The 14,956-nt window shown below is 44.3% G+C and carries 10 protein-coding genes and 6 pseudogenes; 8 read left to right on the top strand and 8 right to left on the bottom strand.

Features of this window, described 5'->3' with window-relative positions; all coding sequences use genetic code 11:
- The first annotated feature begins 258 nt into the window (after positions 1 to 258).
- The 3 genes from gpmI (at position 259) to F6J90_RS20690 (ending at position 3,052) form a co-directional block, all read left to right on the top strand.
- Positions 259 to 1,857: a 2,3-bisphosphoglycerate-independent phosphoglycerate mutase gene (gene gpmI, locus F6J90_RS20700; protein WP_293097904.1), complete on the top strand. Its 1,599-nt coding sequence runs from the start codon at positions 259 to 261 to the stop codon at positions 1,855 to 1,857.
- Positions 1,858 to 1,934: 77 nt separating this feature from the next.
- Complete coding sequence (gene secG / locus F6J90_RS20695; RefSeq protein ID WP_008191847.1) at positions 1,935 to 2,165, top strand: preprotein translocase subunit SecG; 231 nt, start codon at positions 1,935 to 1,937, stop codon at positions 2,163 to 2,165.
- A 17-nt stretch (positions 2,166 to 2,182) separates the two neighbouring features.
- Positions 2,183 to 3,052 (top strand): peptidase, encoded by an 870-nt coding sequence (locus tag F6J90_RS20690; RefSeq protein ID WP_293097524.1) that lies wholly within the window; start codon positions 2,183 to 2,185, stop codon positions 3,050 to 3,052.
- A 662-nt stretch (positions 3,053 to 3,714) separates the two neighbouring features.
- On the opposite strand, the pseudogene F6J90_RS20685 reads toward F6J90_RS20690, so the two are convergent.
- The 6 genes and pseudogenes from F6J90_RS20685 to F6J90_RS20660 all read right to left on the bottom strand — a co-directional run.
- Positions 3,715 to 3,979: pseudogene (locus tag F6J90_RS20685) on the bottom strand (transposase); the annotation flags it as partial.
- A gap of 176 nt (positions 3,980 to 4,155) precedes the next feature.
- Positions 4,156 to 4,518, bottom strand: coding sequence for an IS200/IS605 family accessory protein TnpB-related protein (locus F6J90_RS20680; RefSeq protein ID WP_293097521.1), 363 nt, complete (start codon positions 4,516 to 4,518; stop codon positions 4,156 to 4,158).
- 379 nt (positions 4,519 to 4,897) lie between these two features.
- The gene (locus tag F6J90_RS20675) at positions 4,898 to 5,926 is read right to left on the bottom strand and encodes a transposase family protein (RefSeq protein WP_293097517.1); all 1,029 of its coding nucleotides are present in this window, start codon (positions 5,924 to 5,926) and stop codon (positions 4,898 to 4,900) included.
- Positions 5,927 to 5,993: 67 nt separating this feature from the next.
- A pseudogene (locus F6J90_RS20670) lies at positions 5,994 to 6,359 on the bottom strand (helix-turn-helix domain-containing protein); the annotation flags it as partial.
- Positions 6,343 to 6,939 (bottom strand): IS607 family transposase, encoded by a 597-nt coding sequence (locus F6J90_RS20665; protein ID WP_293097514.1) that lies wholly within the window; start codon positions 6,937 to 6,939, stop codon positions 6,343 to 6,345. The pseudogene F6J90_RS20670 and the gene F6J90_RS20665, both read right to left, overlap by 17 nt.
- Positions 6,940 to 7,008: 69 nt before the next feature.
- Positions 7,009 to 7,185, bottom strand: a pseudogene (locus tag F6J90_RS20660) (transposase); the annotation flags it as partial.
- A 65-nt stretch (positions 7,186 to 7,250) separates the two neighbouring features.
- On the opposite strand from F6J90_RS20660, the gene F6J90_RS20655 reads away from it, so the two are divergent.
- The 4 genes and pseudogenes from F6J90_RS20655 to F6J90_RS20640 all read left to right on the top strand — a co-directional run bounded on the left by F6J90_RS20655 (position 7,251) and on the right by F6J90_RS20640 (position 12,552).
- Entirely contained in the window at positions 7,251 to 8,180 is a 930-nt protein-coding gene (locus F6J90_RS20655; protein ID WP_293097512.1) for a transposase, read from the top strand.
- A complete protein-coding gene (locus F6J90_RS20650) occupies positions 8,149 to 8,619 on the top strand; it encodes a transposase (protein ID WP_293097510.1) in 471 nt (156 codons plus the stop codon). Before F6J90_RS20655 ends, F6J90_RS20650 begins: the two co-directional genes overlap by 32 nt.
- 608 nt (positions 8,620 to 9,227) lie before the next feature.
- The gene (locus F6J90_RS20645) at positions 9,228 to 10,751 is read left to right on the top strand and encodes a carboxypeptidase M32 (protein ID WP_293097507.1); all 1,524 of its coding nucleotides are present in this window, start codon (positions 9,228 to 9,230) and stop codon (positions 10,749 to 10,751) included.
- A 388-nt stretch (positions 10,752 to 11,139) separates the two neighbouring features.
- Positions 11,140 to 12,552 (top strand): annotated as a pseudogene (locus tag F6J90_RS20640) (IS66 family transposase).
- A 410-nt stretch (positions 12,553 to 12,962) separates the two neighbouring features.
- Here the strand turns inward: F6J90_RS20640 and F6J90_RS20635 are convergent.
- Both F6J90_RS20635 and F6J90_RS20630 read right to left on the bottom strand, forming a co-directional pair.
- Positions 12,963 to 13,691 (bottom strand): hypothetical protein, encoded by a 729-nt coding sequence (locus F6J90_RS20635; RefSeq protein WP_293097504.1) that lies wholly within the window; start codon positions 13,689 to 13,691, stop codon positions 12,963 to 12,965.
- A 111-nt stretch (positions 13,692 to 13,802) separates the two neighbouring features.
- Positions 13,803 to 14,213, bottom strand: a pseudogene (locus tag F6J90_RS20630) (transposase); the annotation flags it as partial.
- A gap of 279 nt (positions 14,214 to 14,492) precedes the next feature.
- Between F6J90_RS20630 and F6J90_RS20625 the strand changes: the two are divergent.
- Positions 14,493 to 14,765 (top strand): annotated as a pseudogene (locus tag F6J90_RS20625) (RNA-guided endonuclease TnpB family protein); the annotation flags it as partial.
- Positions 14,766 to 14,956: the final 191 nt, after the last annotated feature.

Here is a 14,956-nt window from a genome sequence, read left to right as displayed (position 1 = left end):
AGTCATACAATAAGTAATTTTACTTATTTTTTGCCATTTTGTCTGAGTAAGGCTTATAGAATTTAGATGGGTTGGCCATGATTTCCGAGTATAAATTCCTATTAGCTTGGGGTAGTCAAAACCTTTGCTAGGAGAAGATTTAAGCATTATCCTCACTCTGGGAGCCGAAACCTAATAAAAATCGAAATTTATCATGGATATGCGGATTTTGAATGATATGATCGCGGTGCAATTAAGAGTAGGATAAAAGGCGATATGATGAGGCAAGCACCTGTTTCTCCTGTGGTGCTAGTTATCTTAGACGGTTGGGGTTACCGCGAAGTAACTGATGCCAATGGGATAGCCCTAGCAAACACCCCTGTAATGGACAGCCTCTGGGCTGCCTATCCGAGTACATTAATTCGCACCTCTGGAAAGGACGTGGGACTCCCAGAGGGTCAAATGGGCAATTCGGAAGTGGGGCACTTGAATATAGGTGCTGGGCGTGTGGTGCCTCAAGAACTTGTGCGCATCTCTGATGCGGTGGAAAATGGCACTTTAAACGATAACCAAGCTCTTGTGCAAGTATGCCGGGAAGTTAAATGTCGGGGTGGGAAGATGCACATCGTGGGTTTGTGTTCTGAGGGTGGGGTGCATTCCCATCTCAATCACCTCCTGGGATTGCTAGCGCTAGCCAAAGCCCAAAATCTATCTGAGGTCTATATCCACGCGATTACCGATGGTCGTGATACTAAACCGACCGAGGGGATTGAAGCAATTCAAAAAATTCAAGATTATATTGATCAAGTTGGCATTGGATGCATAGCCACTATTAGTGGTCGCTACTACGCCATGGATCGAGACCGACGCTGGGAAAGGATTTCAAAAGCCTATGAAGTCATGACTCAGGATGGTCCTGGAAATGCTATCTCAGCAGTACAATTCCTCAAGGAGTCTTATGAGTCAGACATTACTGACGAGTTTATCTTGCCCACACGGCTTACTCCTGGAGCTGTGACAGCAGGAGATGGAGTAATTTTCTTTAACTTCCGTCCAGACAGAGCCCGACAGCTTACCCAAGCCTTGGTGGATCCTAACTTTGATGGCTTTGAACGGGAACAGATCAAACCCTTAACCTTTGCCACCTTTACCCAGTATGACCCCAATTTTCCGGTATTGGTGGCCTTTGAACCTCAGAACTTGACTAATATTCTGGGGGAAGTTATTGCCCAGCATGGGTTGCGCCAATTCCGAACTGCGGAAACAGAAAAATACGCCCACGTCACTTACTTTTTTAATGGTGGTCTAGAAGTTCCCTTCGAGGGTGAAGACCGGAAATTGGTGCAAAGTCCGATGGTAGCAACCTATGATAAAGCACCAGCCATGTCAGCTAAGGAAGTGACCGATGAAGTGATCGCAGCCATCGAAAAAAGCATTTACTCCCTGGTAGTGATTAACTATGCCAACACTGATATGGTGGGGCATACTGGCAATGTGGAAGCATGCATAGAAGCAGTGGAAACCGTAGACCGCTGCATAGGACGCTTAATTGATAGGATTATTAAAGTTGGTGGCACTACCCTGATTACTGCTGACCACGGCAACGCCGAGACTATGCGCGATGATACAGGTAATCCTTGGACAGCTCACACGACAAACCCAGTACCCTTTATCCTAGTAGAAGGGGAAAAATTAAAAATCCCTGGACATGGTACAGAAGTTGCATTGCGCTGTGATGGATGTCTGGCAGATATTGCCCCGACCATCTTGGAAATCTTGCAACTCCCCCAGCCAAAAGAAATGACTGGGCGTTCTATGATCCAACCCGCTGAGTTGGAAGTCCGTAATAATCGGACACCCGTGCGAGTTTCTCTATAACACAGGAAGTAGAAAACCCCTTTGTTTTAAGCAAGGGAGAGTTCAAAACTTCTCAATGCCGTAATATTATCAAAAGAATGGTTAATCAAATCCTGCAAATTATTTGGGTTTTGTCTGGCTTGGGTCTGATTATTTTGGTTTTGCTCCATAGTCCCAAGGGGGATGGCCTTGGCGGTATCGGTGGTCAAGCTCAGCTGTTTACCAGCACCAAGAGTGCCGAAAAAGCCCTGAACCGGGTGACCTGGATCTTGGCGATTACCTTTATGAGCTTGACAGTGATTTTAAGTGCAGGTTGGTTAAACCAGTAGATAATTAGTGTTCAATCTTGGGGAGTAGGTGGGATAAAAACGATCAGCAGCTATGGATAGCCCTGTTTCTAGGGGGTGTCACTTGTCTGTTAGTGATGTTGATTCAGTCCAGCACCGCAGCTGGTTTATACCCAAAGTTTAACCAATTAACAGAAGCCTCCTCTGCTATCGTGGCTTCGATGCCAGTCACCTCACCTGCCCTACCAGCTCCTAAGCCTCACCCTCTACCAACTCCCCTTGACCAGTGGCAAGATCCTACCGGCAGCGGTGATTATTTTGCTGAAATCAAGGGCACTCCTTTAGGTTATCTGATCTGGTCTCAGTTTCCCGTCAAGGTTTATGTGCAACAGCCCCAACCACCGCCTGTGGTTGATGCTAACCACCAGCGCTTCCAACAATGGGTTGATGCGGTGTTAAAGGCGGTGGCAGAATGGGGGGTTTATTTACCCCTAGAACTAGTTGACCAGGAGGAATTAGCAGATATATCGATTTTGCGATCGCGCCCTCCTCTAAAAGTTTCCTTGAACCGTGAGACCGGAACCTTTGATTGGTCTCGCGCTCGCTCAGCCGTTACTCGCTATGAATTTTACCTGGGGCAATCCATCAGGGCACCAGAGCAAATAGTAGATAATCTATTATTACATAAGTTTACCATACTTATCTCCCCTGAGCAATCCATTGACTACACCCTTGCCACTGCCCGTCACGAACTGGGTCATGCACTAGGTATTTGGGGTCATTCTCCTTTAGAAACTGATGCACTATACTTTTCTCAAGTTCGCAATCCCCCAAGAATTTCTGCTAGAGACATCAATACCCTCAAACGGATATACGAACAGCCAACTCGCTTGGGATGGCCTTTGCTCAAGGTAAAAGGTAAAAGGTAAAAAGCTTGCATCCATAGGACTTATGCCCCTGAAGCAAACAATCAACGTTTAAACGAATAAGTTTGGCTCTTCCGTACTTGTTATGCTAAATAAACAGTTTGGCAAAGGGAGCAGGGAGCAGGGACTTCGGAGCAGTGAAAAAAGACCGTATGAGGAAAATTTTGTTAGTTAAATAGCCTCAGAACCTTTGTACAGTAAGCTTTATGAGTTTTTTAACTTGAAATTTAGCATAGCAGGTACTGAAGAACCATAAGTTTAAACGAATAAGAAAAAGCGAACTTCGGAGCATATAACTTCAGCTAGCTTAGCAGGAGCCTCACACCATAATCTTTGATTTGGTGTGAGAGGAATGCACGGCTGTTAAAGGGGGATTGAACCCCTTTAACAGCCAATTACACTTTCAAAGAATCCTGGGTCTACCGAACTTGCTATGTAAAAATCTTAGAAAATAATTAGTATAATCCTGATTGGGCGGAAGTTTTAGTTTTTAATAGAATTATTTTTTGTAAAAAAACCGTCCAATCAGACCCAGTTGGCAATAAGCGTGGTTTTATACATACTATGTTCGGTAGAGCCAGAATCCTGAGATTCAATATTTCATCGCTTCATGTAGTCGCAGTTACTCCACCACATGAAGCGATGGGCTCTCCCGGATCTATGGTTTAAAACGTATCAAAAGGCACAAAATCGACAATCAACGTGGCTGGAACTGGCGGAATTACGTGATATAAGCTTGCCTTATCACCGCAAAGCCGGGAGAGCCAAGCGATGAAATATGATCCATTCCACAACACATCTTTTCTAAACGTGCTTATTGATTTGTTCTTGGAATTCATTACGGAGCCTTCTACTGGTCACTGTCTTGAGATTGTTAATGAACTTGGTTAACTCCATTTGTGGAAAATATTGAAAAAGTAAATGAATATTTACTCCGATACTTTTTAGCTACCAAAATCTACAAAACGCAGAAATTAGCCCACTAATGCAAGCTGCTCTCGCAGCCAGGGGGTATCTCCCAAGGCATGGCCGTAGGCCACGCTGCGCGAACGTAGAAATATCCCACGAGCGCCGTTGATGTCTCGTTCGCGAAGCGTGACCAAAGGTCAATCCATAAGTTGACCATCAACTTCAGACTTAATGACCCTGCTTCCGCCGATGTTCACCATTTCACCAGTCCAGCTAACAGTTTTGCTAGTATATGCTTCACAAACATCCACCACTGTTTTGCCAGTCTCTTTAGCTTTATGTTTTAAAAACTCTTTAAAGCGATAATGAGCAAAATTAAGCATGTTGCGAACAGTTTTAGATCTGATCTTCCTATTTCCTTTCTTTGACATTTGAGATGTCTCAAAAGTGGGAAGTAATATCACATCAAAATTGTCTACAAAGAACCTGGCAGCTTTGTGGTGCAGTTCATTTATTAGGTTTTGTATCCTAATTATCATTCGGCGGGCAGCTTTCCTCATTCGACGTTTTTGCCCACATTTAGCCTTACTAATCTTGGCAAGCAGATTATCTAAGTGCTGGCACAGTCTTTGAATTTGAGAAAAGTCTCCATGCCCAATTTTTCCGACGGAAGTCTCGCTGAAGAAGGTGAGGAAGGTTCTGACTCCAGGGTAAGCAAGCAACTACTCGGCCTTGGTTGTCGGTTTTAACTTTCGTTGCTTGATGGGGGACTACCAAGTAATAGTCCCCATTGTGACTGGTTAGCCTGCAATCGCCAATGTTATCTGGGAGGGACTCTGCATAAGACCTCTCCAAAAACTTGAAAGTCTTTCAGTAACTGCTTTTCAGCCCTCAAATTGACCAAGTCAATTTTACGTTAAATTAACGCTATAATAGGCTTTACGAAGCTATTGATGTTAATTTAGAACCAAAAGTATGAGCAGATACAACCTCAATTGTTTCAGGACTTTCAGACGCTTTTATTACTTGTAATACTAAGGCTCCTGTTCTCAATCTTACTAAACCGCATATTGTCAAAATTACCTGAGAATATTTACTAGAATTTAGGCGAAACCTTTCTCCCGCTATTTTAAAAATTTTCACCAATCTAATTACGTGTTCTACAAATATTCTGTTTGAAGAGAATAACTTATTATCTTTCTTTTGCTGTGGAGTTAATTCACCATTCTTTGGTTTTTTGTGGGGAGTTCTTATTTGTGGTTCTCGAAGGTGCGCTTTCCGTTGGCGAATTAAATTCGCCACGGGTCGCACCTCTAAATAAGCTTTGTCTCCACTCAGTCGCTGTTTATCATCAAATTTTGCTAAACGTTCTCGACAAATATTTATGTCACTTTTGGTGCCAGGTTTGCCGACCACTACATCCACAATATCTTCCCCTTTTGGTAAGACAATAAATTGGTTTTTAAATGTATGATTTTTCTTCTTACCAGAATAGAAATTTTTTTGCTGATTATAATCTTTTGGTCTTTCTCTGACTTGTTCAGCGCTATCTACTATTAACTCATACTCAGTCAAAGCTTCCCGAATTATATCCGACTCTTCTTCGCACTTTTTTACTTGTTCTAGTAAAGAAGCTGGTAGAGCTTCTCTGAAAAGAGATTGCCAGTAGTTAAAAGTAGAGTTTGCTGTCGATTCGCTCACCTGAAACTGTAGTCCTAGAAGTTGAAAGTTTATGTGATGTCGTAAGTAGATTAATGTCAAGACTATTTGGTCTTCAATTGATAATTTTTGTGAAGCACCTCCCCCAGGCTTAATTAGCCTGACTTTTTGATTTTGAATTTTTTCTTGATGTTGATGATGTAATAACTTGGCTTGTTCTATCAGTTGAGATAGTTGTTCATGATTTATTCCTACCAATCGTTTAGTTTGTTTAGGATTTTTTTTAATATAATTCCAAGTGTAGCTCATTTTGAAGTTAATAAAAATTAGTTATATTTTTATTATTATACCATAAATTTATTTTTTGGAGAGGTCTATAGGATATTTCTCCCAACTTGGTGTGGTAGACGCCTTTGGAGGATACTGCCGATTTCGGGATATAACAGGACTGTTTTGGGTTTTTACGAGACCTAAATCTAACCCGATTAATCTGAGAAGTCGTTTTATACTTCTTTTTTGCTTCCCTAACGGCGGTACAAGCATCCTTTATCGCTATAGATTTGATTTGATAAGGTACTGACTTGCACCACTCGGGCAGGTCGTTTAATATGCCAGTTTTAATAGCTTTCCAATTAGCTTTAACTTCGCCGTTTTGAAGAATTTTGACGGTTTTATTGAAGACATAACGGGATACCCCAAACCATTTGCGAACAAGCGTACGCTGTTCAGGGTTTAGGAACACTCTGATCTTCTTTGATTTTCTTACCGTATTTTCTGAGTCCGTGGACTCGGCAGGAGAAGACGTGAATGATGACAAGAAGATCTGCGATAAGTTCGGATTCGGGACAGCTTTCAGGTTGGTCGAGAACCAGGATTTTTCCACCGTTGAGACTGACCAAGTATTCAATGAGTTCAAACCCAAATCGGGTAAGTCGGTCTCTACAGGCAACAACAATCGTGAGCTTATCTCCGCGCACAATTCGTTCCAGTATGGTTCTAAGACCTTTCCTTTTGTAATTGAGTCCTGACCCGATGTCTTTAATGACTTCCGCCTCTGGGAAGAGGGATTGGAGGTAGGCGACTTGGCGGGCAAGATCGTCTCGCTGTCTTGTGCTACTAACTCGGCAGTAACAGATGGTGTGACAGCGTGATCTGTTAGACTTTGGAGCTTTTCCAAAACGGAGAAGATCTGTTGAGTCAAAGAGTCTTGTTCCACCAGGAGTTTTTTCGCATCTGAGTGTGCCATTGTCCGCATACTTCCTTAGAGTGTTCCCTGATAATCCCGTAAGTTCGACCGCCTTACGTAAAGGAACTAGTACCATGATTAAAATCTAACACACTTTTGTAGATAGTGCAAGATTTTTGGATAAAATCATTAACAGTAGCCAGCCCTCTCCATTGAACTCAATCAACTGGCAATCCCATTTCTGGGATAAATCCGCTACGATTTCGCCCAAGGGTTGCAGCATTTCGGCACTGAACACTTTGGGTCGATATTTGGATGTCAATACCAGATGTGCTTTTAGGTCAATTACCGATCGTCCTTTTGCAATATAATCATCTTTCATGGCAACCTTTCCGAAATCTGTACACTAATTAGTGTAGTGTTAACTCTAGTCACCAACACCAGGAGATGAAATACACTTACCAGTACAAAGCACTTCCAACCACCGACCAAAAGCTAGAGATAAATCTTTGGCTAAGGATTTGCCAGTACTGGTATAATCGTCAGCTTGGTGAAAGGTTTGATTGGTGGGAACGTAACAGAACTTCGGTTAACTGTTGCCCCTTGGTCTGTCATCTTCCTGAACTGCGTGATCGCCCCAACTACTACAGCCAAAAGAAACTTTTACCAGGACTCAAAAAGGGTGGAGTGACGGTGGAATGGTCAGGGGAGGATTTAGATTTTTCACGGGTTCCAGCTAACACCCTCCAACAGGTCTGCCAACGTGTAGACAAGGCATTTGAGCGGTTCACTCGATCGGATGCCAGTGGCCACAGAAGCGGCAAGCCTCGCTTCAAGTCCCAGTCTCGCTATCGTTCATTCGTGCTTGAGGGAGCAGGGCTGGATCTGCACTCGTGTTCGATTGGCGGCAAGTTCCTGTACCTCAAAGTGCCCAAGCTCGGCTTATTGAAAGTTCGCTATCACCGCCCCTTGCCCGATGGTGCCATCCTTAAACAAGTGCAATTGATCAAGAAAAATGATGGATGGTTTGTAAACCTGCGACTTGATGATCCTACTGTGCCCACCATTTCACCCGATCAGTTCATTCCGACTTGGGAGAACTCCCTAGGGATGGATGCAGTATTGCACGAGGATCATTACATTGCTACTTCTGAAGGTGTGAAACTACCGTCTGTGAAATTATTGCGACGCAACCAAGCCAAACTAGCGAAAACCGCCAAAAAAAAGAATGCTCGCACCTCAAGGCAGCAAAGCACGTCGGAAACTGGCAAAACGAGAAGGACGGCAACACCAAAAGATTGCTCGTGCCAGAAAAGATTTCCAATACAAAACCGCTCACAAGTTGGTGAAGACGGGCAAAAAAGTCTTCTTTCATGAAGACCTGAACCTTAAAGGTCTCAGCAAGCGTAACGCACCATTACAAGACGAAACGGGTAGATACCTACCCAATGGTCAATCTGCCAAATCTGGACTCAACCTGAGTTGGGCAGATGCCGCTTTTGGGCAATTCTTCTCAATCCTTGGTCACATAGCTGCGAAAGCTGGAGCCGTTATGGTGGCGAAGAATCCTGCTTACACTTCCCAAGTGTTATCCTATCGAGATCAAGTGATTTTTACTGATTGCGGTATCCGGAAATATTGGGATGAAGTCGAAAAGCTCTGGGTTGATAGAGATATTAATGCTGCTATCAACATCAAGAGAGTGGGGCTGGACGTGTTCCCCACTATAAAACGCCGTAAAGGTAGCATTAAAATAGTTGGTTCTATGACTGATGATACCTCCAAGGAAGTTCTACGCACTCTTCGGGGTGCCTGAGAATCCTACACCATACCTTTAAGGTTGGTGTAGGAGCGTCACATTTACAGAGGTTCTACACGGAAAGGGTGCATAAGGCCTGATCCAAATGAGATTGCAAACAAATCCTTGTGACATCCTACTTTCGGCGAGTATTGGGGAAGCTCGAAGCTAGTGGCTCTGAGCTTCAGTCGGTAGGAATACTTACCACTGTGCCAATAGCTAGAGCGATTGTCTGGTTTTAAGGGATTACACTATACTAGTAAGTCCTTAAGAAATGGCACAATAGTAGTTCGTATACTATGCTATAACACTCAGCTATGGGTATGACGTTTTCATAGCCATTGGCATCTGAGTCAGTTACTCAGCTTTACCAGAGTGCTCGTACCAAGTTGCAGCTTAAATCGTAACGAGAGGAAATAAGGACTTGGTTATTTCGCCATTGTCCGACAAGTAAATTGCACTTGAAAAACGCAACTTGGTCTTAGCTTTCAGCCCACTTGTCTGATTCATTAGTATCGGACATTTTTGTGGGTAAGATTTTTATTTTCGGTCGTCAGGTGTACATTTACTATTCGGCAAAATACCGTAACCCTAAACTAATAGCCTGAATGTGTCAATCTAGCATCATGCAGACTACCGAAAAAACTCAACCGAAACTTCTCAACCTCAAAAAACGCCTTAGTGAAATTAACGACTTAGAAGCAGCCGCATCTTTGTTGTACTGGGATCAGGCAACCTATATGCCTCCCGGTGGTGCAGCTGCTAGGGGACGTCAGCTGGCTACTCTACAAAAAATTGCCCATAGTAAATTTACTGACCCAACCATGGGCGAACTGCTGGAAGGGTTACGCCCCTATGAAGAAACTCTACCTTACTTTTCTGACGAAGCTAGCTTAATCCGCTGCACTAGAAAAAATTACCACAGAGCCGTGCAGGTGCCAGCGGAATTTATGGGAGAATTCTCTGAACATCGGACAGAAACATACAGTGTTTGGGTAAAGGCAAGAGCCACCAACGACTTTGCAGCGGTGCGCCCTTACTTGGAAAAAACCCTTGACCTCAGCCGTGAAATGGCTTATTTTTTCCCAGGTTACGAACATATCGCTGACCCGTTAATTGACTTTGCTGACTATGGGATGAAAGTCTCTATTTTGCGGACGCTTTTTTATCAGTTGCGAGAGGAATTAGTGCCAATTGTGGAGGCTATTACTGCCCAAAGTCCCACCGATGACAACTGTTTACACCAAAGATATCCTGAAGAGCAACAGTTAGATTTGACTCTCAAGGTCATGAAGCAAATGGGATATGACTTTGAGCGGGGAAGGCAAGACCAAACCCATCACCCATTTATGATCAACTTCTCTACCGGTGATGTGCGCATTACGACCCGTGTTGATGAAGATGACCTGAGTCAAGCTCTATTTAGCAGCATCCACGAAATGGGTCATGGTCTTTATGAGCAAGGAATTAGACGAGATTTGGAAGGCACTCCTCTTGCCTGTGGGACATCCTCGGGTGTCCACGAGAGCCAGTCCCGACTTTGGGAAAATATTGTTGGGCGTAGTCGGGGCTTCTGGAAATTTTTCTATCCCCAAGTACAATCCTACTTCCCCTCCCAACTAGGTAATGTTTCCCTCGATGCCTTTTATCAGGCAATCAACAAGGTGCAGCGGTCTGTAATCCGCATGGATGCTGATGAGGTGACTTACAATCTCCACGTCATGATCCGCTTTGACTTAGAACTGATGATGCTCGAGGGTAGGCTACAGGTGAGGGATTTACCGGAAGCCTGGAATGAACGCTATCGTGAAGATTTAGGGGTTGTTCCCCAGAATGACAGTGACGGGGTGTTGCAAGATGTTCACTGGTACACTGGTCAGATTGGGGGAATGTTCCAATGCTACACGTTGGGTAACTTGATGAGCGCCCAGTTTTTTGAAGCCGCAGTAACGGAACAACCTGAAATTATACCAAAAATTGAGCAAGGAAACTTTAGTACGCTCCATAATTGGTTGAAGGACAATATTTACCAACATGGTTGCAAATACACAGCGGCTGAATTGATTAAGAGCCTCACTGGTACTGCTTTACGCATCGATCCATTCATCCGCTACATCCGGCAGAAGTATGGGCAGCTTTACATGCTTTAATATTTGTTTGTGCCAAAATAGTTGTTTTGCTTAACCTGTATCCATATATCTAAAAGAATATCTATTCCTGATCTGTAGTTTAGGGGTAAGCATTCAGCCGTCAGCCGTCAGCCGTCAGCTTAAAATAAACCTAGAACGAGAGAATTTAATAGTTTGAGATTAATGAGAATTGACAGTCTGGGTAAAAGTCCTTGGCCGTTGGCCACGCTACGCGAACAGCGTCGCACAGGCTTCAACGCTGGGACGCATTAGCTGATAGCTGATAGCTGATAGCTGAATGCTTACCAAAGAAGGGAGCTTCTTTAAAGTCTGCGGGATTGACTTTGAAGCAAACTAGGGTAAAGTAAACACATGAGTCACTCACCAGTTCCGCTAACTCCAGAAAGCCGTGCGCCAGTTGTCAAAAGCGGAACTGGTAAAGATGCTATTGACTCAACAGAAAGTGATTGAGGAACTACAGCTAGAAATTGAGAAATTAAAGCTGAGTCGGGACCCACGATAGTAAAACTTCCTCCAAACCCCCATCAACTGATCTACTGAAAAAATCCGAAAAAGCCCTAAAAAAGGAGGATTGTCCCACCTCTGAGGCCAAAAAGAGAAAACCCGGAGGACAACCAGGTCATCGGGGAAAAACTCGTTTTGGGTTTTCCAGAATAGACCGAACCGAAATCTTGCAACCGTCTGTGTGTAGTCAGTGTGGTCAAAGAGAATTTTTAGATCAACCTGTATTGGTAGACACTCAACAAGTAGCCCAACTGGTGAACAAACCAATCGAGGTAGTTGAGTACCATCGTTACCATTGTCAATGTAGGGGCTGTGGTGCGGTAACATCAGCCTCTTGGTCTGTTGAGATGATACCCGGACAAGATTTAGGGGTCAAGCTACAAGCTTTTCTGGGATGGTTAGGGAATTATGGACATCTCCCCTATAAAAAACAACTCCAGATGTTATGGTAACTGGGCAAGATTGAGTACGGTAATGGGACTAATGTCAACACCAATCAACGGGTTGAACTGGCGATTAAACCTCATGTTGAGCAATTGTCAGAATGGGTAAAAACAGAACAACCGTCTATTCATGTAGATGAAACTCCTTGGCCTGTAAAGGGAATTAAGGAATGGCTGTGGGTCTTTAGCAATCGAGATTTTTGTCTATTTCGGGCTGCTGACACCAGGGGACCTGCCGAACTGGAATCTCAGTTGGGCAGTAAATACAGGGGTGTTCTTAGTAGTGATGACTTGAATGTGTATAATGGCTATCCAGTCAGCGCTCAACAGAAATGCGCACGCCCATCTACGTCGTCATTTTCTGAGGTTAATCAAACAGCCACCGACTACACAACCGAGCGATTGGAGAAGCACTCGTGAGTTTGATTGATGAAGCTTTTCGCCATTATCGCCTCTGGCAAGAAAATGGCGATGAGACAGAGTACCAACATCTGCGTTAGGGGATTCAAAACTCAGGTACAGTTAACTCTAGAAACCTGGTGGTCGGTGGCGGTCGCTTCAGCAGGTAAGTTACTGCGCTCCCTCAAACAGAAGGCTTCCCAATGGTGGTATTTTTTAGACCATCCCCAAGTTCCACCAGATAATAATCTCGCCGAGAGGTCTTTACGTTTGGCAGTGACCAAGCGTAAGGTTAGTGGTGGCTCTCGTTCTGAAGAACGTTTCGAGCAGACCGCTAATTTACTACACGACCAGTCCAAACTTGCCGTTTTCAAAAACGGTCGGTGATGGATTTTTTGACCTTTGGTCACGCTACGCGAACGAGCAAGCTCTTATGGCTCAATCGGGTCATTTAACCCAACCTCCTTCCCTCATCCCTTTTCTCCACACCTGAATCCTTACCTTCTTTGGCCTTGCAGCGTACCCTGTGACCTGAATCCTTACCCGCAGACTTTAAAGAAGCTCCCTTCTTTGGCCTTGCAGCGTACCCTGTGACCTGAATCCTTACCAATAAGTCAATTACGTTTAGTGATAAAAAGGGGATTGGGAAGCTTAAGCTTAAACTGGAGTTTAGACTATCAAGCAGAGAAAGGAGAGTATAGGAAGTAAGTTATCCTATTCGCTAGGCTAACCTAGCCAACCATGAGGGAAATTTTCACAAACTAGAAAAAAAGGCAGACGACAAGGATTGACAGACACACAAAAACGTTTCCGCCCCTCAACAAGCCGGAAAATCAAGCCATTAGGTCAAAAAACTGAGACTTAACTAACTCGTTCTTCGCTTTTTCCTCGTCTTTTTCCTTCTGGTTATGCCCTTTTTCACCAGAGGATAGACAGTACGTTTGTTTCTCTTAGACCCAGTAAGCCAACCAGGAGACTTTCCACGTACTTTGGGGAAACTAGCAGGAGAAGCAATCACCGCCAAAACTCCTCCCATTGACTGGGCAACCCTTCCTGGAGTGATTTCCTCTGCACTCAGAGATTTCTGCCAAGGTCGAGGTTGGTCTTGGACAAGAGTACGAGCCAGCCATAACTGCCAAGTTATTATTGGCATCAAATCACTCCACCTTTGCTCCCGTTCAGGAGTAGAAAAACGAGGTTTAAGCCAGTGTAACCTCTGCTTGGCGAATCGATTCCAATGATCTACAGTAAATCGTCGTCGATAGTCACCCCAAATAGTTGAGACCGGGGGTATGGTTTGACCGAGCCAACACAACCACATCGGTTGGAGAGCTCGACGATGGGGATACTTACCTTTTACTTCCACCCGAATCACTTCCATCCCATGGCTTGGAGATTGCCGAAAATGTAGATTACTCCAACGCCTCAAGATCACCTCACCTAATTGAGGGTCATCAATAGTTAGTTGTTCGGTCGGTTGTGACCAAGTATCTGGGTCACTCAATTTAAATTTTTGTCCATGAATTTGGGGACGACCCTTACCCTGATAGGCTGGTGGTGCACCCCATAAACAGCGATTAGGACGCAAGCGCATCAACTTGTCCGCAGGTATGTCAGCAGTTTGAACGACGAACTAAGCACATCCATACTCACTGTCCCAAACTGTAATTGGTCTACTCGGGAGTAGTAAACAGACTTGTTCGAGCTAAGCTGCTGCTTTGCTTATGGGTGTGTCGAAACTGGTGATTCTTTCATGAGTCAGGGGTAAAGCCCAACTACCTTTGTGTTCTGGTACCCAAGCGATGGTGCTGTAATCATGTCCTGGGATGACTGGTTTGTTGCCAATGGTTTTTCCGGTCGAATGTACGTAGCTACGGTCACAAAGAGTTTTTGCTTCTGGCCGTGGTCTGGGGGTATGATCTCCTGCTAGCAATGGTCGCTGGATGTCTGACATCTGGGAAATGTACAGTTCCATTAATTGGCTGGTGTCAGGACGAGTGTCTTTGATGGCTTCGTAGATACTTGACCAACTTCGGCGAAATGCTGGACACCTTGACAGCTCTGGATATGAGCATACCTCTTTAGTGAGGATGACTGCATCCATTAACTCGTTCGCGTAGCGTGGCCTACGGCCAAGGTTGCATCCTTAGCTTTTCCTAAACAATTATAGGCTGTTTGACGAAATTGTTGGAGATTATCGAAAATTGTCATGGGTAGATGTGGAACATTGCCTATTTCTGATCATCTACCATCCGGTAGTCTGCGTTCATTGCAGTCTACCTTTTTTTCTTGTTGGTGAACCTCTTCTCTTCTTATTGGGGGTACTAGTTAGCATCGTTGATACGAAAACTAGTTTCCTTCCCCACTGTTTCTGTCTGATTTAGTCTAAACTCCAGTTAAAGGCACGTGGGACTTGTGGCGATTCGACAAGAAGCAAATAAAGCGAGTTAGGATAGTCCGTCGGGCTGACGGGTACTATGTCCAATTTTGCGTTTCAGTTAATGTTAGCGAGGATTTAAAACCTTCTGATGCTAATATTGGTTTAGATGTCGGACTGAAAGATTTTTATACCGACTCTAGAGGCGATACTGAAGCCTTACCTAGATTCTATAGGACAGGAGAAAAACGCTTAAAGTTTCATCAACGTAGAGTTTCCCGAAAAGTGCGGCTCGTTCTAAGTAGGAACTTCCTGAAACAGGAAGAGTATGCCTTAGGAGGTTCGCGGGGGATAACCCCGAAGATAAACCTTAACTGTGTATTGGATGATGGTGAAAGTCCATCCCATTAAGAGATATGTGACTCCTGATCTGGCCACACCGAGCAAGCGGCAACTTGCAGAGTGACGCTGGCACCAGGGCG

Origin of the sequence: Moorena sp. SIOASIH (assembly GCF_010671925.1) — a bacterium.
Lineage (GTDB): Bacteria > Cyanobacteriota > Cyanobacteriia > Cyanobacteriales > Coleofasciculaceae > Moorena.
The sequence above is the reverse complement of the archived record's forward strand: the minus strand, read 5'-3'. Positions and strand labels throughout refer to the sequence as shown.